This window comes from Pigmentiphaga soli (genome assembly GCF_039541095.1).
Lineage (GTDB): Bacteria > Pseudomonadota > Gammaproteobacteria > Burkholderiales > Burkholderiaceae_B > Pigmentiphaga > Pigmentiphaga soli.
In genome coordinates this window covers 252,909-272,654 of sequence record NZ_BAABFO010000004.1, presented here as the reverse complement: position 1 = coordinate 272,654, position 19,746 = coordinate 252,909, and the positions used below count along the sequence as shown (strand labels likewise).

The 19,746-nt window shown below is 70.1% G+C and carries 21 protein-coding genes; 11 read left to right on the top strand and 10 right to left on the bottom strand.

The features are described 5' to 3' along the window. The first annotated feature begins 22 nt into the window (after positions 1-22). Together ABD927_RS06310 and ettA are read left to right on the top strand one after the other, a co-directional pair. Positions 23-997: a Bug family tripartite tricarboxylate transporter substrate binding protein gene (locus tag ABD927_RS06310; protein ID WP_345247425.1), complete on the top strand. Its 975-nt coding sequence runs from the start codon at positions 23-25 to the stop codon at positions 995-997. A 121-nt stretch (positions 998-1,118) separates the two neighbouring features. Next, complete coding sequence (ettA, locus tag ABD927_RS06305; RefSeq protein WP_345247423.1) at positions 1,119-2,792, top strand: energy-dependent translational throttle protein EttA; 1,674 nt, start codon at positions 1,119-1,121, stop codon at positions 2,790-2,792. Positions 2,793-2,855: 63 nt separating this feature from the next. On the opposite strand, the gene ABD927_RS06300 is transcribed toward ettA, so the two are convergent. The 4 genes from ABD927_RS06300 to ABD927_RS06285 form a co-directional block, all read right to left on the bottom strand. After that, on the bottom strand, positions 2,856-3,809 hold the full coding sequence (locus ABD927_RS06300; protein ID WP_345247421.1) for a hypothetical protein: 954 nt from the start codon (positions 3,807-3,809) through the stop codon (positions 2,856-2,858). A gap of 108 nt (positions 3,810-3,917) precedes the next feature. Then, a complete protein-coding gene (locus ABD927_RS06295; RefSeq protein WP_345247419.1) occupies positions 3,918-5,315 on the bottom strand; it encodes a sensor histidine kinase in 1,398 nt (465 codons plus the stop codon). Beyond that, a complete protein-coding gene (locus tag ABD927_RS06290) occupies positions 5,312-5,974 on the bottom strand; it encodes a response regulator transcription factor (protein ID WP_345247417.1) in 663 nt (220 codons plus the stop codon). Before ABD927_RS06290 ends, ABD927_RS06295 begins: the two co-directional genes overlap by 4 nt. Before the next feature lie 17 nt (positions 5,975-5,991). Then, on the bottom strand, positions 5,992-6,324 hold the full coding sequence (locus ABD927_RS06285; protein WP_345247415.1) for a PepSY domain-containing protein: 333 nt from the start codon (positions 6,322-6,324) through the stop codon (positions 5,992-5,994). Between the two features lie 96 nt (positions 6,325-6,420). Here ABD927_RS06285 and ABD927_RS06280 point away from each other — a divergent pair, with 96 nt between their 5' ends. From ABD927_RS06280 to ABD927_RS06270, 3 genes are all read left to right on the top strand, one after another. Beyond that, positions 6,421-6,735: a PepSY domain-containing protein gene (locus tag ABD927_RS06280; RefSeq protein WP_345247413.1), complete on the top strand. Its 315-nt coding sequence runs from the start codon at positions 6,421-6,423 to the stop codon at positions 6,733-6,735. Between the two features lie 14 nt (positions 6,736-6,749). Then, complete coding sequence (locus ABD927_RS06275) at positions 6,750-7,034, top strand: hypothetical protein (protein WP_345247411.1); 285 nt, start codon at positions 6,750-6,752, stop codon at positions 7,032-7,034. A 246-nt stretch (positions 7,035-7,280) separates the two neighbouring features. Further along, positions 7,281-7,508: a glycine zipper 2TM domain-containing protein gene (locus ABD927_RS06270; RefSeq protein ID WP_345247409.1), complete on the top strand. Its 228-nt coding sequence runs from the start codon at positions 7,281-7,283 to the stop codon at positions 7,506-7,508. A 52-nt stretch (positions 7,509-7,560) separates the two neighbouring features. Here ABD927_RS06270 and minE read toward each other — a convergent pair whose 3' ends face one another. The 5 genes from minE to ABD927_RS06245 all read right to left on the bottom strand — a co-directional run bounded on the left by minE (position 7,561) and on the right by ABD927_RS06245 (position 12,380). Next, positions 7,561-7,815, bottom strand: a complete 255-nt coding sequence (gene minE / locus ABD927_RS06265) for a cell division topological specificity factor MinE (RefSeq protein ID WP_345247407.1) — start codon at positions 7,813-7,815, stop codon at positions 7,561-7,563. Positions 7,816-7,817: 2 nt separating this feature from the next. Continuing rightward, the gene (minD, locus tag ABD927_RS06260) at positions 7,818-8,633 is read right to left on the bottom strand and encodes a septum site-determining protein MinD (protein WP_345247405.1); all 816 of its coding nucleotides are present in this window, start codon (positions 8,631-8,633) and stop codon (positions 7,818-7,820) included. A 23-nt stretch (positions 8,634-8,656) separates the two neighbouring features. Further along, positions 8,657-9,514 carry a septum site-determining protein MinC gene (gene minC / locus ABD927_RS06255; protein ID WP_345247403.1) on the bottom strand — a complete coding sequence of 286 codons (858 nt, stop codon included), beginning with the start codon at positions 9,512-9,514 and terminating at the stop codon, positions 8,657-8,659. Positions 9,515-9,647: 133 nt separating this feature from the next. Further along, the gene (locus ABD927_RS06250) at positions 9,648-11,414 is read right to left on the bottom strand and encodes a glutamine--tRNA ligase/YqeY domain fusion protein (RefSeq protein WP_345247401.1); all 1,767 of its coding nucleotides are present in this window, start codon (positions 11,412-11,414) and stop codon (positions 9,648-9,650) included. 84 nt (positions 11,415-11,498) lie between these two features. Next, on the bottom strand, positions 11,499-12,380 hold the full coding sequence (locus ABD927_RS06245) for a LysR family transcriptional regulator (RefSeq protein ID WP_345247399.1): 882 nt from the start codon (positions 12,378-12,380) through the stop codon (positions 11,499-11,501). Between the two features lie 72 nt (positions 12,381-12,452). On the opposite strand from ABD927_RS06245, the gene ABD927_RS06240 reads away from it, so the two are divergent. The 6 genes from ABD927_RS06240 (at position 12,453) to ABD927_RS06215 (ending at position 18,892) form a co-directional block, all read left to right on the top strand. Continuing rightward, entirely contained in the window at positions 12,453-13,319 is an 867-nt protein-coding gene (locus tag ABD927_RS06240) for an isocitrate lyase/PEP mutase family protein (protein WP_345247397.1), read from the top strand. Positions 13,320-13,369: 50 nt separating this feature from the next. Further along, positions 13,370-14,338 carry a Bug family tripartite tricarboxylate transporter substrate binding protein gene (locus tag ABD927_RS06235; protein WP_345247395.1) on the top strand — a complete coding sequence of 323 codons (969 nt, stop codon included), beginning with the start codon at positions 13,370-13,372 and terminating at the stop codon, positions 14,336-14,338. Beyond that, a complete protein-coding gene (locus tag ABD927_RS06230; RefSeq protein WP_345247393.1) occupies positions 14,338-15,261 on the top strand; it encodes an amidohydrolase family protein in 924 nt (307 codons plus the stop codon). The genes ABD927_RS06235 and ABD927_RS06230 overlap by 1 nt, the downstream gene beginning before the upstream one ends. A 12-nt stretch (positions 15,262-15,273) precedes the next feature. Then, positions 15,274-16,683 carry a 3-isopropylmalate dehydratase large subunit gene (leuC, locus tag ABD927_RS06225; RefSeq protein ID WP_345247391.1) on the top strand — a complete coding sequence of 470 codons (1,410 nt, stop codon included), beginning with the start codon at positions 15,274-15,276 and terminating at the stop codon, positions 16,681-16,683. Further along, positions 16,683-17,312, top strand: coding sequence for a 3-isopropylmalate dehydratase small subunit (gene leuD, locus ABD927_RS06220; RefSeq protein ID WP_345247389.1), 630 nt, complete (start codon positions 16,683-16,685; stop codon positions 17,310-17,312). The genes leuC and leuD overlap by 1 nt, the downstream gene beginning before the upstream one ends. A gap of 146 nt (positions 17,313-17,458) precedes the next feature. Next, on the top strand, positions 17,459-18,892 hold the full coding sequence (locus ABD927_RS06215) for an MmgE/PrpD family protein (RefSeq protein WP_345247387.1): 1,434 nt from the start codon (positions 17,459-17,461) through the stop codon (positions 18,890-18,892). A gap of 93 nt (positions 18,893-18,985) precedes the next feature. Here the strand turns inward: ABD927_RS06215 and ABD927_RS06210 are convergent, their stop codons facing one another. Continuing rightward, complete coding sequence (locus ABD927_RS06210) at positions 18,986-19,702, bottom strand: enoyl-CoA hydratase/isomerase family protein (RefSeq protein ID WP_425570198.1); 717 nt, start codon at positions 19,700-19,702, stop codon at positions 18,986-18,988. Positions 19,703-19,746 lie beyond the last annotated feature (44 nt).

The following is a 19,746-nucleotide window of genomic DNA, read 5'->3' as shown; positions in this document are numbered from 1 at the left end:
AATTTACTTGCGGAGACACTTCATGTATTCACGTTTGTTTCGTACCTTGCTCGCCGGCTTTGCGCTGTGCGCCGGTCCTTTGCATGCGCAGACGGATGCCTACCCGACGCGCGCCGTCACCATCGTCGTGCCGTATTCCGCCGGGGGCGGCGTCGACACGGTGGCGCGGCTGGTTGCCCAGCACTTGTCGCAGCGCCTGGGCAAGCCGGTGGTGATCGAGAACAAGCCCGGCGTGTCGGGCATCCTGGGCGCCCAGTACGTGGCGCGCGCCAGGCCCGACGGCTATACGCTGCTGGCCGGCAACATGACCACCAACGTGACCAACATGCTGCTGGTCAAGGAGCCCGGCTACGACCCGCAGAAGGATTTCACGCCGATCGCGCTGTTCAACAGCTTCCCCACGGTGCTGGTGGTGCCGCCGAACAGCCGCTTCAATTCGGTGGCCGACGTGATCGCCGGCCTGAAGGCCGCGCCCGACACGCTGAACTACGGATCGAGCGGCATCGGCAGCGCCCACCACCTGACGGCCGAGCTGTTCCAGGCGGCCACCGGCACCAAGATGCGCCACATCCCGTACAAGGGCGGCCCGGGCGTGATGACCGACCTGATGGGCGGCCAGCTCGACCTGACTTTCGAAGTCATTCCGGTGGCGCGGCCGCTGATCGTCGGCAAGCGGCTGAAGGCGCTGGGCGTGTCGAGCCCTCAACCGCTGCCGGCGCTGCCCGGCGTGCGGCCGATCGCCGAGCTGGGCGTGCCGGGCTTCGAGATGATGTACTGGAACGGCCTGTTCGCGCCGGCCGGCACGCCCGACGCCATCGCCGAGCGCCTGGGCCGCGAGGTGGTCGGCGTGCTGGCGATTCCGGAAGTCAAGGCCAAGCTGGAAGAGATCGGCTCGGTGGCGGGCACCGTGCGCAACGCCGAGTTCCGCAAGCTGCAGCAGGCCGACATCGCCAAGTGGAGCGACATCATCCGCAAGGCCGGCATCAAGGCCGAATAAGGCGCGTGGCCGCGGCGGTCGCGGCGCGCGCCGGTTCTACCTACAATAGCGGCTGCGTCGTTTCCGTCACCGTCCGGCGCGCCTGCCCAGCGGGCGCGCGCCGGCTTCTTCGCGTTCCCCCATGGCCCAATACGTCTACACCATGAACCGCGTCGGCAAGATCGTGCCGCCCAAGCGGCAGATCCTGCGCGACATTTCGCTGTCGTTCTTTCCCGGCGCCAAGATCGGCGTGCTCGGCCTGAACGGCTCGGGCAAGTCCACGCTGCTCCGGATCATGGCCGGCGTCGACACCGACATCGAGGGCGAAGCCCGCCCCATGGCCAACCTGCGGATCGGCTACCTGCCGCAGGAGCCTCAGCTCGACCCTGCCCACACGGTGCGGCAGGCGGTGGAAGAAGGGCTGGGCGGCGTGTTCGCCGCCAAGAAGCGGCTCGACGAGGTCTACGCCGCCTACGCCGAGCCCGATGCCGATTTCGACAAGCTGGCCACCGAGCAGGCCGAGCTGGAAGCCATCATCGCCGCCGGCAGCAGCAGCGGCAGCGGCGACGTCGAGCACCAGCTCGAAATCGCCGCCGACGCGCTGCGCCTGCCGCCCTGGGACGCCTCCATCGCCCACCTGTCGGGCGGCGAGAAGCGCCGCGTGGCGCTGTGCCGGCTGCTGCTGTCCAAGCCCGACATGCTGCTGCTGGACGAACCCACGAACCACCTCGACGCCGAAAGCGTCGACTGGCTCGAAGTGTTCCTGCAGAAGTTCCCCGGCACCGTGGTGGCCGTCACCCACGACCGTTACTTCCTCGACAATGCCGCCGAGTGGATCCTGGAACTGGACCGCGGCCACGGCATCCCGTGGAAGGGCAACTACAGCTCCTGGCTGGAGCAGAAAGAGGCCCGCCTGAAGCAGGAAGAGGCGGCCGAGTCGGCGCGCCAGAAGACCATCCAGAAAGAACTGGAGTGGGTGCGGCAGAATCCCAAGGCGCGGCAGGCCAAGTCCAAGGCCCGCATCGCGCGCTTCGAGGAACTCAGCTCGCACGAATACCAGAAGCGCAACGAGACCTCCGAAATCTTCATCCCGGTGGCCGAGCGCCTGGGCAACGAGGTGATCGAGTTCAAGGGCGTCAGCAAGGGCTATGGCGACCGCCTGCTGATCGACGACCTCAGCTTCAAGGTGCCGGCCGGCGCCATCGTCGGCATCATCGGCCCCAACGGCGCCGGCAAGTCGACGCTGTTCAAGATGATCGCCGGCAAGGAAAGCCCCGATCGCGGCGAGGTCGTGGTGGGCCCGACCGTGCGCACCGCCTACGTAGAGCAGACCCGCGATTCGCTGGAGGACGCCAAGACGGTGTTCGACGCGGTGGCCGACGGCGCCGACATCCTGACCGTGGGCAAGTTCGAAATGCCGTCGCGCGCCTACCTGGGCCGCTTCAACTTCAAGGGTGGCGACCAGAACAAGATGGTCGGCAACCTGTCGGGCGGCGAGCGCGGCCGGCTGCATCTGGCCAAGACGCTGCTGGCCGGCGGCAACCTGCTGCTGCTGGACGAACCGTCGAACGACCTCGACGTGGAAACGCTGCGCGCGCTGGAAGACGCCCTGCTCGAATTCCCGGGCTGCGTGATGGTCATCAGCCACGACCGCTGGTTCCTGGACCGCATCGCCACCCACATCCTGGCCTTCGAAGGCGACTCGCAGGTCACCTTCTTCGACGGCAACTACCAGGAATACGAAGCCGACAAGCGCCGCCGGCTGGGCGAGGAAGGCGCCAAGCCCAAACGTTTCCGCTACAAGCCGCTGAAGTAGCGGCGGGCGGGCGGTGCCGGCATGCCGGCTGCCGCCCGCGGCCGTCGGGCTACGCGCGGCCCGTCACAGATCGTCGAATTCCTCGAGCGACATGGTCGAGGTCGTGCCGGAGCTCGACGTGACCGTGACCGAGGTGCCGTCGTCTTCGGTGGCGAACGTGGTCGTGATCGTCTCGGTGGCGGTAACGGCCTTGACCTTGCCCGAGCTGGGGATGAACTCGGCATCCACGATCACGCTCGGGTCCAGGCTGACCTTGTAGTCGAACTGGCCCAGGATCGGGTCGCCGCTGCCCTTGGCCGTATAGTCGGCCTTCGTGAAGGTGATGCCCTGGGTCGCGTAGTCGAACACGATTTCGCTTTCGTACCCGGTGATCTGGTTCGTGTAGTCGCTGTCCGGTTCGGTCAAGGCGAGCGAACCGGCGTGGGTCGTCACGGTGTCGGTGTCATCGGTGGTGTCCGGCGTGTCCTTGGTGTCGTGCGCCAGGACCATGGCGAGGGTGCCGTTCACCGTGGTTTCGCCGTCCAGCAGCAGATTGGTCAGCACCAGTTCGGCATGGGCGTCGAAGGCGTCGGTCTCGTCCGCGAATTGGCCGTTCAGCTCGGTCAGCGTGACTTTGACCTGGCCGTCTGCCTGCATGTCGTCGGGCAGGAAGCAGCCGGCGAAATTCAGGGTGACCGAGTCGCCGGCGGAGAGATCTTCGTTGCTGTCGGCATCGTCCACCGCGGCGGTGAAGGTGCCGCCGCCGGGGCAGGCCTGCGGGCCCGACGGATTCGTGCCGGCGGTCTCCAGCGCCACCGAAGTCAGGAGCAGGCCGACGCGCGAGATCGACAGCGCGGTGAACGCGCTTTCGTGGCCGTACCACTTGACCTGTTCAGCGGTGTACGGCGCGGCCGGTTCGCCGTCAGGCGTGCCGCCGCCATCCCCCTGCGTGCCGGAATCGTCGCCATCGCCGCCACAAGCAGCGAGCATCGACAAGGCCAGGATGCCGGCCGCCATTTGCCATTTCTTCTTTTGCATGCTTTTCATTCCCCTGATCGGCCGTTCGCGCGGCCTTTATGTTGTGTATGGACGAGCGCTGTTTCGCGCCCGCGCCATTATGGGTTATCAGGTTAATGTCAGCATTCTTTATTTTGAAGACGGCGCGCCGCTGCGCCCGGCGTTGCCTGATGGCGCGGCCGGCAGCGACACGGCCACCGCCAGCCCGCCCAGGGGCGAGCGCGAGAAGCCCAGGCTGCCCTGGTAGGCCTCGGCCAGGTCGCGCGCGATGGCCAGGCCGAAGCCGGAGCCCGGCCGCGACTCGTCCCAGCGCCGGCCGCGCTCGATGCGCACCGCGACGTCGTCGGGCAGGCCCGGCCCGTCGTCCTCGATGGTCAGCGTGAAGTGGCCGTCGCGGCCGTCGGCGCTGACGCGCACGTGCCGACGCGCCCATTTGCGGGCGTTGTCGAGCAGATTGCCCAGTATCTCGGTGAGGTCGCCGTCGTCGCCCGCGAAGCGGAGCGGCGAGGAAGGCAGCGCCACTTCCCAGCGCAATGCCTGGGCGTCGGGCAGCGTGCGCAGCGCGCGCAGGATGCTTGCCAGTGTCCGGCCGACGTCGGCCGTGGCGCGGCGGCCGACCGCCGCCGTCATGCCGGCCCGGGCACGCGCCAGCGCGCGTTCTACGTGATGCCGCATCAGGTCGACCTGGCCTTCGATCTCGCCGGCCACGCCGGGCTGCCCCTGTCGCCGCGCGTCGCGGGCCATTGCGCCCAGCACCGCCAGCGGCGTCTTCAGGCCGTGCGCGAGATCGCCCGCCTGGGCGCAGGCGCGCTCCAGCGCGGCGTCCTGGAAGGCGATCAGCCGATTGAGGTCGTCGACCACGGGCTGCACCTCGTCGGGCACGTCGCGCGACAGCGTGCGGCGCCGGCCGGCGTGGATGGCCTGCAAGTCGGCGCGCAGCCCGCGAAAGGGCCGCAGCGCCAGGTACAGCAGGCCGGCCATCGCCAGCGCCAGCAGCAGGCCGAGGCCGGCCAGCGCCGGCACCAGCAGTTCCAGGAACGAGCGCCGCTCGGCCGCCAGGTCGGCGTAGTCCAGCGCCACCGTGATTGTCGCCGTGGGAGCGCCGGGCGCGTCGTCCGTCACGATCGTGCGCGACACCGCCAGCAGCGCGGCGTGTTCGGGGCCGTCCAGCCTGTGCCGAACGGGCGCCTCGCCCGGCTGGCCGGGGCGGGCGGGCAGGGCGTAGTCCCACAGCGAACGCGAGCGCAGCGAGCGGCCGGCGGGCGTGTCGATCTGCCAGTACAGCCCGCTGTAGGGCTGGTCGAAACGCGGCTCGGCGGGCACGGCCTCGAGTTCCGGGCGGCCGCCGTCGCCGATGCGCAGCTGGGCCGCCAGCGCCTTGGCGTACAGGCCGAGTTCGGCGGCCGCGCGGCGCTCCATCTGGCGGTCGAAGATCAGCGTCAGGCCGGCGCCGCCCACCGCCAGCGCGAGCGCGATCAGCAGCGCCGCGGCGCAGCCGAGCCGGGCCAGCAGCGACCGGCGGCTCACGATCCGGCGGGAATCAGGTAGCCGTGGCCGCGCCGGGTCTCGATCAGATCGGCGCCCAGCTTGCGCCGCAGGCGCGCCACCAGCGCCTCGACGGCGTTGATGTCGCGCTCGCTGTCGCCCTCGTAGACGTGTTCGAGCAGGTCGGTCTGCGACAGGATGCGGCCGCGGTGGTGCAGCAGGTAGCACAGCAGCCGGTATTCGAGCGCCGACAGCGGCAGCGCGCGCCCGTCGACGGTGGCCTGGCGGCTGCGGGTGTCGACCTCCAGCGGGCCGGCGCGCAGCACCGGCGAGGCCTGGCCGGCGGCCCGCCGGGTGATCGCGCGTACCCGGGCCAGCAGCTCTTCCATCCGGAACGGCTTGGCCAGGTAGTCGTCGGCGCCGGCATCGATGCCTTCGACCTTGTCGCGCCAGCCGTCGCGGGCGGTGAGAATCAGCACCGGCGCGGCCACGCCTTCGGCGCGCAGCCGGCGCAGCACCGTCAGGCCGTCGAGCCGGGGCAGCCCGAGATCGAGCACGATGGCATCGTAGTCTTCGGTGCCGGCGCGGAACCAGGCCGCCTCGCCGTCGCCGGCCTCATCCACCACGTAGTTCGCCTCTTCCAGCCCGGTCCGCAGGTCGGCCGCGATGCGGGGTTCGTCCTCCACCACCAGAATGCGCATTTCCTGACCTCGCCGCCTCAATCCGTCTTCATCTTCAGGATGTCCAGGGTGTTGGCGTCTATTTTCAGCTTCTTGCGGCGGCCATTGGGCGGCAGCACTTTCACTTCGTAGATCCAGCGGCCGTCGTCGTGGTCCAGCTCGATTTCGATGACATCGCCGGGCACCTTGTCGCGTACCGCCTGCAGCACGTCGGACAGCGGCTTGATCTGCCCGCTGACCAGCGCGCGGCGGGCGCAGTCCTGGTCCTTGCCGCAGCCTTGGTCGCGCGCCGCCGCCAGCGCGGGCGGCAGCAGGCACAGCGCGGCGGCGGCCAGCGCCGGCAGCGCGCGGCGGCGCAGCGGGAGACACACGGGATTCGGCATGCCGCGACACTAACAGCTTCTCCTGATATTTCGCTGACGCTGGCGGTCAGGAACGCGGGGCGGCGGGCGCCTAGGATGGCATCCATGCCAACTTCGGACAAGGAGAACCCGATGCGCATTGCCACCGTCCTGCTGGCCGCTTCCACCCTGTTGTCGGCGCCGGCCTTCGCCGGCGAGAAGTGCCCGTACCAGCCGCGCGACAAATGGATGCCGATCGACCAGGCCATCCGCAAGGCCGAGTCTTTCGGCTATGCGGTGCGCGAAGTGGAGGCCGACGACCGCTGCTGGAAGGTCGAGGGCTTCGACCGCAACGGCGCGCGGATCAAGCTGGTGCTCGACCCCGTGACGGGCGAGGTCGTCAAGCCCGCGGCCTGGCTGCCGCCGCGCGCGCAGCAATGAGAGGAGGGCGGGCGATGAGCGACGAGCGGCATTGCGGTGCGGCCGGCCGGCGCGGCTACGCGCCGGGCAGCATCGGCGCCGACCCGGCGCTGTGCGGGCGCATCGACGACGCCTTGCGGCAGGCCGCGGCCGCATGCCGCAGGCGCCATCCGCAAGACGATCCCGCCATCGCGGCGGCCCTGCTCAAGCGCGATTTCGCGATCCCGCCGGGCAGGCCGTGGACGGCGCTGCGCGACTGGCCGGCCTGGCGCGCGCGGGAGGTCCTGAACTACCTCGAAAGCCTGCGCAGCCGCGGCTAGCCGCCCTCGCGGCCCGCCGCGGCGCCCTGCGTTGCAAAAATTTCCTGTCCGACATGGTGTGTGTAAGGAATTGAAAAGCCAGTCCTGCTGCCCCGCTGCGGGGCACGGACAGCGTTACGTTGTGCAAATCTTGGCCATAACCCCTCACAGACACCCCTGCGCCCTTATGCGAATTTGTAGTCACCAGGCTTGGCAGCCTCCCACATGGCGGCCCGGCCTCATGACAAACATCAAAGGGAGTCCGTCATGAAAACCAACCTCATCGCGAAGGTTCTGATCGGCGCCACGCTAGCGGCGTCGGCTGCCGGCTGCGCCAGCTGGGACAGCATGTCTGGCCGCCAGAAGAGCACCGTCGGGGGCGCCGCCCTCGGCGGCGTGGCCGGCGCTGCCGTGAGCGGCGGCAGCGTGCTGGGCACGGTGGGCGGCGCCGCCATCGGCGGCGTCGTGGGCGACCAGGTCGGCAAGCGCCGCTAAGGCGCTCCAGGCACGGGCGCGGCGCGACCGCGCCGCGCCCGTGTGGCCGTCATCAATGCGACGGCATCTCGATCTTGACCTCCAGCACCTCCAGCGTGTCTTGCCGCTCCAGGTGGACCTTGATGTCGTCGGGATCGATCTTCACATACTTGGAAATGACGGCGATCAGTTCTTTCTGCAACTGCGGCAGATAGTCGGACGCGCCGCGGTCCGATCGTTCGTGCGCCAGGATGATCTGCAACCGTTCCTTGGCGACGCCGGCCGAAGCCGTCTTCTTCTGTCCGAGGAAAAAGGAAAGCAGCGACATCGTCATTTCCCTCCGAACAGGCGTTTGAACAGGCCGGGTTTTTCGTAGTCGACGAAGCGCATCGGTTTTTCGTTGCCGAGGTAGCGGTCGACCACGTCCGAGTAGGCCAGCGCGACGTCGGTATCTTTCAGGTGGATGACCGGCAGGCCCTGGTTCGACGCATGGAGCACATTCTCGGATTCGGGAATCACGCCGATCAGCTTGATGCGCAGGATGTCTTCCACGTCCTTGAGCGACAGCATTTCGCCGTCGGCCACGCGCTTGGCGTTGTAGCGGGTCAGCAGCAGAAATTCCTTGACCGGTTCCTCGCCCTGCACGGCGCGCCGCGATTTTGCGGAAAGAATGCCCAGGATGCGGTCCGAATCGCGCACAGACGAGACTTCCGGGTTGGTGACCACCAGCGCATCGTCTGCGAAGTAAGCGGCCATCAACGCGCCGGACTCGATCCCGGCGGGCGAATCGCACACGATGTATTCGAAGTCCATTCCCCGCAGCCCTTCGATCACGCGCTCGACGCCTTCCTGGGTCAGGGCGTCTTTGTCGCGCGTTTGCGAGGCCGGCAGGATATACAGATTCTCGAGTTGCTTGTCGCGGATCAGCGCCTGGTTCAGCGTGGCTTCGCCGTTGATGACGTTGATCAGGTCGTACACCACGCGCCGTTCGCAACCCATGATGAGGTCGAGATTGCGCAGGCCGACGTCGAAGTCGATGACCGCGGTCTTGTGGCCACGCATGGCCAAGCCGGAAGAGAAGCTGGCGCTGGTCGTGGTTTTACCGACGCCGCCTTTGCCTGAAGTCACGACGACAATACGTGCCATGGGTGGGTGGTCCTTTGAAGGTTCTAGATGGCGAGCGATTCGACCAGCAGCTTTTCGCCGTCGAGGCGAACCGTTGCGGGCCGGTTCTGAAGATCGGGGGAAGCCGCGGTGATGCTGCGGTAGACCCCGGCGACCGCGACCAGCTCGGCGTCGAACTGCGTGGCGAAGATGCGGGCGCCGGTGTCGCCGCGCGCGCCGGCGATCGCGCGCCCGCGCAGCGGGCCGTACACGTGCACGTTGCCGTCGGCGATGACCTCGGCGCCGGGGCTGACGATGCCCAGCACGATCAGGTCGGCGTGGCGCGCGTAGATGCGCTGCCCGGAGCGCAGCGGGCGGTCGACGATCAGCGTGGGGCTGGCCGCCGGGGGCTGGTCCAGGGCGATGTCGGCGGCGGGCGTCCGGTCGGCGGCGGCTGCGGTCTTGGCCGGCTGCACGGCGGCATCGGTTTTCGGCTCGGCCGCGGCATCGGCCCCGGTGTTGCCGGAAGCGCCGGCCGGGGCTGCGGCTTCGCCATCGGGCGTGGCGGCGGCCGGTGGCTGCCCTTCGTTTGTCCCTGCCTCGGCCGGCCGTCCCGGCGCGGCAGGCAGCGCGACCTCCGCCAGGCCGGCGGCGCGCGCCGACTCGAGCAGCGCGCCGCGCGCCATCGCGCCGATCGCCGGCAGCTTGTGCGCGGCCAGCGCGCCTACCAGGCGCGGCCAGTCGATGTCCTGTTCCAGCCGGGAAGCGTCGATGACGACGGGTTCGTCGTCGAAGAAGCCGGCGGCGTCCTGCATGCGCCGGTCGAGCGCCTCGATGATGGCCGCCATGTCGGCGCTGTGCAGCACGACGCGGATCGCATACAGCGTGGTGCTCTTGAAGTCGAGGACGGAACTGGCTTCCATGTACGGGCCGGCGGGCGCGGGTGGTGCGTAAAGGCGTGATTCTACCGGGAGCTCAGCCGCAGTGGGGGTTAGCGGTTGTGTCTTGCCGGGCCGGCGGGAGGTATGGGCCGCAGCGGCCCGCGCGGCCCGCAGCCTATTTGCCCCAGGAGTCGCGCAACGTGGTGGTGCGGTTGAACACCGGCGCGGCCGGGGTGGACAGTTCGCGGTCGGCCACGAAGTAGCCGAAGCGCTCGAACTGGTACGAGACGCCCGGCGACGCATCGGTGCCGGGCTCGACGAAGGCCTGCACCACCTCGACCGAATTCGGGTTGAGGAAGGCGAGGAAATCCTTGTCGCCCGCCGCCGGCTGCGGATCGGTGAACAGGCGGTCGTACAGCCGCACCTCGGCCGGCACCGCGGCGGCCGCGCTGAGCCAGGTGATGTTGCCCTTGACCTTGACGCTGTCGGCGCCCGGCGTGCCGCTCTTGGTGTCGGGCAGGTATTCGGCCTGCACTTCGACCACCTTGCCGTCGGCATCCTTGGTGCAGCCGGTGCAGCGGATCACGTAGCCGTACTTCAGCCGCACCTGGTTGCCCGGGTAGAGCCGGAAGAAACCCTTGGGCGGGGTTTCGGCAAAGTCGTCGGCCTCGATCCACAGCTCGCGGCCGAACGGGAAGCTGCGGCGCCCCATTTCTTCGTGGTGCGGGTGGCGCGGCGCCGAGCATTCCTCGCTCTGGCCCTCGGGGTAGTTGGTGATGACCAGTTTGAGCGGGCGCAGCACCGCCACCGCGCGCGGCGCGCGCGGGTCGAGGTCGTCGCGCAGCGATTGCTCGAGCAGGCCGTAGTCGATCCAGGAGTCCGACTTCGATGCGCCGGTGCGTTCGCACAGCAGCTGGATCGCCTCCGGCGTGTAGCCGCGCCGGCGCAGGCCCACCAGGGTCGGCATGCGCGGGTCGTCCCAGCCGTCGACGTGGCCTTCCTTGACCAGCTGCAGCAGCTTGCGCTTGCTGGTGACGATGTAGGTGAGATTGAGCCGCGCGAACTCGTGCTGGCGGGGCAGCGGCCGCGCCAGCAGGCCGAGGTCGGCCAGGTTGTTCAGCAGCCAGTCGTAGAACGGCCGCTGGTCTTCGAATTCCAGCGTACAGATGCTGTGGGTGATGCCTTCCAGCGCGTCTTCGATCGGATGCGCATAGGTGTACATCGGATAGATGCACCAGGTATTGCCGGTGCGGTGGTGCTCGGCATGGCGGATCCGGTACAGCACCGGGTCGCGCAGGTTGATGTTGGGCGAGGCCATGTCGATCTTGGCGCGCAGCGCCATCGCGCCGTCGGGGAGCTTGCCCGCCCGCATGTCGCGCAGCCGCTGCAGCGATTCCCCTACCGGACGGTCGCGCCAGGCCGAATTGGCGCCGGGCTCGGTCAGGGTGCCGCGGGTGGCGCGCATTTCTTCGGCGCTCTGCTCGTCCACGTAGGCCAGGCCGGCCTGGACCAGCGCTTCGGCGGCTTCGTACATGAAGCCGAAATAGTCGCTGGCGTGGTAGTAGTGCTCGGTGCCGTAGGCCTTCCAGTCGTAGCCCAGCCAGTGCACGGCGTCGACGATGCCGTCGACGTAGCGCCGCTCTTCCTTCTCCGGATTGGTGTCGTCCAGCCGCATGTGGCAGACGCCGCCGTAGTCGCGCGCCAGGCCGAAGTTCAGGCTGATGCTCTTGGCGTGGCCGATGTGCAGATAGCCGTTCGGCTCGGGCGGGAAGCGCGTGCGGATGCGCGCCGGGTCGGGCGGCGCGCCGTTCTGTACCGAGGCAGGGCCGGGATGGCCGGCCCAGCGCTTGCCGGCATAGCGGCCGGAGGCCAGGTCGGCTTCGACGATGTGCCGGAGGAAGTTGGTGGCGGGGGCCGGAGCGGGTTTGGAAGGTGCGGTCATTGATGAAGTCGTTGGCGGCGATGCCCTTCAGGGATTTTGCCATGAATCGCGGCGGCGCCCGCCGGGGCGGCCTGCCCGCGGCTCTCAGGCCTTGGCTGGCGCCCCGGCGAGGGTTTCCTCGACCGCCTCGCGCAGCGCCGCCAGCGGCCGGCTGTCGGCGTCGCTGGCGCGGGTGACCAGCACGAAGCGCAGCACCGGGGCGTCGGGCAGCGCCAGCACCCGTACCGGGAACGCGGTGCGGATGCCCGGCTCGGACAACTGCACCAGCGAGACCCCCAGCCCGGCGCTGACCATCGCCATGATCGCCCGCACGGCGTCGAGCTCGAGCGTGCCGAACTTGTTGCGCACGCGGGCATTGAGGTAGCGCGCGGCGGCGCGGCCGGCGATGGAGCGGCCGTCGTAGCGGATCCATTCGTGGCGAGCGAACAGCGCCGGCAGCGCGGTTTCGGTTTCGGCCGGCGGCACCACCAGCGACAGCGGGCAGCGCATCACCGGATGCCAGCGCAGCCGGGACGAGCCGCCGGTTTCGGGCTGCGCCACGATGGCGCCATCGATTTCGCCGGCCTTGACGGCATGCGTGAGGTCGGCGCTGCGGCCGCGGCAGGGGTGTACCCGCAGCCCCGGATAGCGCTGCCGCACCAATTGCAGCGTGCCGGGCAGCACCAGGGACTGCATCGATTCGATCACGCCCAGCCGCAGGCTGCCCTCGACCCGCGGGCCGGTGGTGCGGCGCAGCGCCTCCAGTTCGCCGCGCGCCCGCTGCATCACGGCCGACACCTCGAACGCCAGCGGCAGCGGCTTGACCTGCAGGCCCGAGCGGTCGAACAACTGCTGGCCCAGGTAGGACTCGAGCTGCTTCATCTGCACGCTGACGGCGCTGGCGGTGAGGTTCGCCTCGCGCGCGGCGGCGGCGATGGTGCCGTAGCGCAGCACCGCTTCCAGCATCGCGAAAGCCTCTATCTTCATGAATTTTTTTTGATTCCCGTTTTAATAAAAACCGATATTAATTCACGTATGGGCTCCGTAGAATTTGCCATCATGAAAACCCAAACCCTGAGACAACGCCTGCAACGCACGCCCGCGCTGCTGGCCCCCGGCGTCTACGATCCCCTGACCGCACTGATCGCCGAGCGCGCCGGCTTCGAAGCCGTGTACCTGTCGGGCGGCGCGGTGGCCTACACCCAGCTCGGCCGTTCCGACATCGGGCTGACCACCGCCAGCGAAACCGCCAACGTGCTGGCCCGCATGGCCGACCGCGTGCAGGTGCCGATCATCGTCGACGGCGACAACGGCTACGGCAACGCGCTGAACACCCAGCGCACGGTGCGCGATTTCGAACGCGCCGGCGCGGCCATGATCCAGCTCGAAGACCAGTCCTTCCCGAAGCGCTGCGGCCACCTGGAAAGCAAGACGCTGATCCCGGCCGCCGAAATGTGCGGCAAGCTCAAGGCCGCGCTCGACGCCCGCCACGACGGCGACACCCTGATCATGGCGCGCACCGACGCCGTGGCCGTCGAGGGGCTGGAGGCCGCGCTCGAACGCGCCGAGGCCTACCTGGCCTGCGGCGTGGACGCGCTGTTCGTGGAGGCGCTGCGCTCTGCCGAGCAGATGGACCTGGCCTGCGGCCGTTTCGCCGCGCGCACGCCGATGCTGGCCAATATGGTGGAAGGCGGCAAGACCCCGGTCCAGAGCGTGGACGAACTGGGCGCGCGGGGTTTTCGCATCGTCATCTTCCCCGGCGGCACCGCGCGCTTCGCCGCCCGCCAGCTGCAGGACTACTACCAGAGCCTGCAACGGCACGGCACCACGCAGCCGATGCAGGACAAGATGTTCGATTTCGACGAGCTCAACGCGCTGATCGGCACGCCGGAACTGCTGGCGGCCGGGCGCCGCTACGCCGGCTAGGCGCCGGCCGCAGGGGGCGGCCGGCCACGACATTCAAAAAAGGAGACACCATGAAAACCGGAATCGTCGCGCGATCGCTGCTTGCCCTGGGCCTGGGCAGCGCCGCCGCGCTGGCGCATGCCGCCTACCCCGACAAGCCGCTGCACCTGATCGTGCCCTATCCACCCGGCGGCAACATCGACGCCACCGCCCGCATCGTGGCCAACGGCCTGTCGGCCGAGCTGGGGCAGACGGTGGTGATCGAGAACCGCGCCGGGGCCTCCGGCATGCTGGGCGCGGAAGTGGTGGCGCGTTCGGCGCCCGACGGCTACACCATGCTGCTGGCCTCCAGCGGCGCGCTGGCGCCGGTGAAGGCGATCAACCCGTCGATGAAGCTCGATCCCGACAAGGATTTCGCGGCGGCCGGCTCGATCGCCCGCGCGCCGCTGATGCTGGTCGTCGGCCCCAGCGTGCCGTCGCGCAACGTGAAGGAATTCATCGCCTACGCCAAGGCGCGGCCGGGCAAGCTGACCATGGCCTCGGCCGGCACCGGCGGCAACGGGCACCTGACGGGCGAGCTGTTCCAGAGCATGAGCGGCACCAGGTTCCTGCACGTGCCGTACAAGGGCGGCGGCCAGGCCATGGCCGACCTGATCGGCGGCCAGACCGACCTGACCTTCGTGCAGCCGGCCTCCGCGCTGTCGCAGATGGCCTCGGGCAAGCTGCGCGCGCTGGGCGTGACCACGCTCAAGCGTTCGAGCGTGGTGCCCGACGTGCCGACGCTCGACGAATCCGGCCTGCCGGGCTTCGAGGCCAGCACCACCACCGGCCTGCTGTTTCCCGCCGGCACGCCGAAAGACGTGCTCGGCAAGGTCAACGCCGCGCTGGTGAAGGTGCTGAAGATGCCGGACACCCGCAAGCAGTTCGAGCAGCTCGGCTCCGACGTGATGGAAGGAAGCGAAGATTTTTCGCGCATCGTGAGCCTGGAGATAACGCAATGGTCGAAGGTGATCCGCGACGCCGACCTGAAGATGCCTTGATGAAGGCCGCCGCGCGTCCGGCCGGCGGCGACCCGGCGGAATCGCCGCCCCAGGGGCTGCCGCCCGCCGCCCACCCGCGCCGGCCGCGCCACGCGCTGCCGCCGGGCGCCACCGACTGCCATTGCCATCTTTACGAAGATCCGCAGCGCCATCCGCTCAACGGCGCCCGCTCGTACACGCCCGCCGTCGCCACGCTGCGCCAGTACCTGGCGATGTGCGCCGCCGTGGGACTGGAGCGCACGGTGCAGGTCAGCGCCAGCGTGTACGGCTTCGACAACTCGGTCACGCTCGGGGCGATCGCCGCGCTCGGCCAGCAGCGGGCGCGCGGGGTGGCCGGACTGCCGCCGGATGCTCCGGCCGCCGAATTGGAACGGCTGCATGCCGCCGGCATCCGCGGCGTGCGGCTGTCGACCAGCGTGAAGGGCTACGGCGGCACCGACGCCATCGGCGCGATGGCCGGACGCATCCGGCCGTTCGGCTGGCACCTCCAGGTGCACGTGCGCGGCACGCAGGAACTGGCGGCGCTGGAAGACCAGCTGCTGCGCACCCAGGTGCCGCTGGTCTTCGACCACATGGGCTGCGTGCGCGGCGGCGAGGGCGTGGCCCATCCCGGCTTCCAGGCGCTGCTGCGCATTTTGCAGCGGCGCGACGACTGCTGGGCCAAGATCTCCAGCTGGTATCGCCGTTCCGACAGCGGCGGCCCCGACCACGCCGACATGCGTCCGCTGGTACAGGCGCTGGTGGCGGCCCGGCCCGAGCGCCTGCTGTTCGGCACCAACTGGCCCCACCCGCGGCTGTTCGACGCGGCGCGCATGCCCGACGACGGCGCCCTGGTCGACCAGTTCTGCGACTGGGTGCCCGACGCGGCGGTGCGCCGCCGCATCCTGGTGGACAACCCGTCCACGCTGTATTTCTCCAACTGAAGGAGGCCGGCCATGGACGACCGATCCGGTCCGCGAGGCCTGTTCGACAAGCTGTGGGATGCCCACGTGATCGCCGAGCGCGAGGATGGCGCCAGCCTGGTTTGGGTCGACCGCCACTACGTGCAGGAAGGTTCGTTCCATGCCTTCAACAAAATGCGCGCGCGCGGCGAACGCGTGGCGCGGCCCGACCTGACGGTGGCCATCGCCGACCATTACGTGCCGACCCGCGGCCCGGCCGAGCCCGGCGGCGAGCTGGCGCGGATGATGGCGCAGCTGGCCGGCAACGCCCGCGAAAGCGGCATCCGGCTCTACGAAATGGGCCATCCCTGGCAGGGCATCGTGCACGTGGTCGGGCCCGAGCTGGGCATGACGCTGCCCGGCCTGCTGGTGGTGGAGGGCGACAGCCATACCTCGACCCACGGCGCGCTCGGCGCCTGGGCCTTCGGGGTCGGCGCCTCGGAGGTGGCCCACGTGCTGATGACGCAGACGCTGTGGCAGAAGAAGCCGCGCCGCATGCGGGTGCGGGTGGACGGCGCGCTGCCGGCCGGCATCACCGCCAAGGACCTGGCGCTGACCGTGGTGGCCCGCGTGGGCGCCGCCGGCGCCACTGGCCACGTGATCGAATACGCCGGCGCGGCGGTGCGCGGCCTGAGCGTGGAAGGCCGGCTCACGCTGTGCAATATGTCGATCGAATGCGGCGCGCGCTGCGGCATGGTGGCGCCCGACGAGGCCACCGTCGAATACCTGCGCGGCCGGCCCTTCGCGCCGCGGGGCGACGACTTCGAGCGCGCGGCCGCGCAATGGCTGGCGCTGGCCGGCGACGCCGACGCGCCATTCGAACGCGAGCTGCTGCTGGACGCCGCCGAGATCGCGCCCACCGTGACCTGGGGCACGACGCCGGAAGACGCGCTGCCGGTGACCGGCACCGTGCCCGACCCGGCCCGCGCCGGCGATCCGGCCCGCGCCGGCCACATCCGCGACGCGCTCGACTACATGGGGCTCGCGCCCGGCATGCCGATCGGCGAGATCGCCATCGACCGCGTCTTCATCGGCTCGTGCACCAACGCCCGCATCGAAGACCTGCGCGCCGCCGCCGCCGTGCTGGCCGGGCGCCGCAGCAAGGTGCCGGGGCTGGTCTCGCCCGGCTCGACCCAGGTGCGGCTGCAGGCCGAGCAGGAAGGGCTGGACCGCGTGTTCGCGGCCGCCGGCCTGGAATGGGGCGGCTCGGGCTGTTCGATGTGCGCCGCGATGAACGGCGACATGCTGGCGCCGGGCGAGCGCTGCGCCAGCACCACCAACCGCAATTTCAAGGGCCGCCAGGGCCTGGGCTCGCGCACCCACCTGATGTCGCCGGCGATGGTGGCGGCGGCCGCCGTGGCCGGGCGCCTGGTGGACGTGCGCACGCTGACCGGAGAACGCTGATGGAACCCTTCGTGCGCCTGGAGTCGGGGGCCTGCGCGCTGCCGCAGATCAACATCGATACCGACCAGTTGCTGCCGGCGCGTTTCATGAAGCAGCCGCGCCAGCCGGGGGCGGGCTACGACCGCTTCCTGTTCCACGACCTGCGGCGGCGGCCCGACGGCAGCCTGGATCCCGCTTTCCCGCTCAACGATCCGCGCAACGCCGGCGCGCGCATCGTCGTGGCGCGCCGCAATTTCGGCAGCGGTTCGTCGCGCGAGGCCGCGGTCTACGCGCTGGTCGACGCCGGCGTGCGCTGCGTGATCGCGCCTTCGCACGGCGACATCTTCGCCTCCAACGCGGTCAACAACGGCCTGCTGCCGGCGCGGCTGGGCGAGTCGGAAACGGAAGAACTGCTGGCGCTGCTGGCGCCGGGCGGCGTGCGCGCCGAGGTGGACCTGCAAGCCTGCGCCATCCGCGCCGCCGGCCGCAGCTTCGCCTTCGCGATCGATCCGGTCTGGCGCGTGCGGCTGCTCAACGGCTGGGACGACATCGACATGACGCGCCGATTCGCCGACGGCATCGCCCGCTGGGTGGCCGCCGACCGCATCGCGCGGCCGTGGGCGCAGCAGATGCCGGAGGCGGCGCCGTAGGGCCGGGCGCGCAGGCCGCGCGGCCGCCGGATCGACGCGCGCGATGCGCGGGCCAGTGAGCCTCGCGCGTGGCGCGGACGCGGCCGTCGCATAGAACGCGACCGGCGGGGCTTTCCCGGCCGGTCTCCACCATCGAGGAGCACATCATGCAAGAACGGACGATCCGGCGCGCAGCGACCGACCCCGAAGGACCCACCGGCCGCCTGGCCACCTGGCTGGCGGACTTCCGCCTGGACCAGGCCCCGGCCTCGGCCCGCGCGCGCGCCAAGGCGCTGACGCTGGACGGCATCGCCTGCGCCATCGTCGGCGCGCAGTTGCCGTGGTCGCGGGTGGCGGCCGACATCGTCCGCCGCTTCGAGGGCGGCGGCGACCGCACCATTGTCGGCTGGGGCGCGCGCACCACCGCGCCGGCCGCGGCGCTGCTGAACTCCACCTTCATCCAGGGCTTCGAGCTGGACGACTACCACCTGCTGGCGCCGCTGCACAGCGCCTCCATCGTGCTGCCGGCGCTGTGGGCCGCGGCCGAAGGCATGGAACGCATCGGCGGCGCACGCTTCCTGGAAGCGGCCATGGCCGGCTACGAAACCGGGCCGCGGGTCGGCAAGGCGCTGCGCGGCGGCCAGATGCTGTCGCGCGGCTGGCACTCGGGCTCGGTGTTCGGCCCGCACGCGGCCGCCGCCGCGGCCGGCAAGTTGTACGGGCTGGACCCGGCCCGCTTCGAAGACGCCCTCGGCATGGCGGCCACCCAGGCAGGCGGCCTGATGGCGGCCCAGTACGAGGCCATGTCCAAGCGCATGCACCACGGCTTCGCGGCGCGCAACGGGCTGTACGCGGCGGTGCTGGCCGACGGCGGCTACACCGGCATCAAGCGCGTGTTCGAACGCGAGTACGGCGGCTTTTTGTCTACCTTCGGCGAAGGCCACGACCCCGACGCCTCGCAGATCTGCGCCGGGCTCGGCAGCCAGTGGGAAGTGGAAAGCATCGTCATCAAGACCTACGCCACCCAGGGCAGCAACCACGCGCCGGTGGACGCGCTGTTCGACGTCGGCCGCCAGCGCGCGCTGAAGGCCGACGAGATCGAAAGCATCGAGGTCGACGTCACGCACTCGGTGTACCACCACGCCTGGTGGGAGGCCGAACGGCCGCTCACGCCGATCGGCGCGCAGATGCACATCGGCTACACGCTGGCGGTGGCGCTGCTGGACGGCACCGTGATGGCGGCCCAGTACGCGCCCGGCCGCATCGACGCCGACGACGTCTGGAAGCTCCTGCCGCGCATCCGCGTGCGCCACGAACCGGCCTTCGACGCGCTGGGCCCGGCGCGCCGCGGGCGGGTGCGGATGGCCGTTGCCTTCACCGACGGCCAGCGCATCGTGGTGGACCGCACCGGCTCGAGGGCGGTGGAAACGCCGTCCGACAACGATGCCGTGGCCCTCAAGTACCGGGCGCTGACCGCCGGGCTGATCGATCCGGACCGCCAGGCGAAGATCGAGGCGATGGTGCGCGCGCTGGAAGACCTGGATGACGTACGCGAACTGATCGCGCTGCTGGCACCGCCGTGCCGCGGCGCGTTCGATTGACGCCGTTCCCGTCCGGGCGCAGCTGCCGCGCTGCGAGCGGCCGGATGGGCGGCGCCGCCCCGGCGGCCCCGGCCGTCGGAGGGGCGGGAAGGGTCAGCGCCCGAGGAAGCGCGGCGGGCGCTTTTCGGCGAAGGCCTTGCGGCCCTCGATGCGGTCTTCGCTCTGGTAGAGCAGGCCGAAGGCGCATCGCTCGGCGTCCATGGCGGCGTCCATCGGCATGTCCTGTCCTTGCAGCACCATGCGCTTGACGGCGCGCACCGACAGCGGCGCGTTGGCGGCGATGCGCGCGGCCAGCGTGGCCGCCGCTTCGCGCAGTCCGGCCTGCGGCAGGACGCGGCTGACCAGGCCGATGCGCAAGGCCTCGGCCGCGTCCACGCGGTCGCCGGTCAGCAGCATCATCATCGCATCGGAACGGCCGATGTAGCGCGGCAGCCGCACCGTGCCGCCGGCGCCGGGCATGCTGCCCACGCGCACTTCGGACAGCGCGAATTGCGCGTTCTCGGAGCAGATGCGGATATCGCAGGCGAGCGCCAGTTCCATGCCGCCGCCCATGCAATAGCCGTTGACGGCGGCGATCATGGGCTTGTCGGTGCGCAGATTGGCGATCAACGAGCCCGCGCCCGGCACGTCGCCGTAGATCTGCTGGGCCGGCGTTTCCGGCGGCGGCAGCGTTTTCTTCAGGTCGGAGCCGGTGCAGAACGCCTTCTCGCCGGCGCCGGTCACCACCGCGACGCGGATCCCGGGATCTGTGCGGATGCGGTCCCAGGCGGCGAACAGTTCGAGCCGCATCTCGGGATCGACCGAGTTCATCGCCTCCGGCCGGTTGAGGACCACGGTGGCGACGTAGTCCTGGA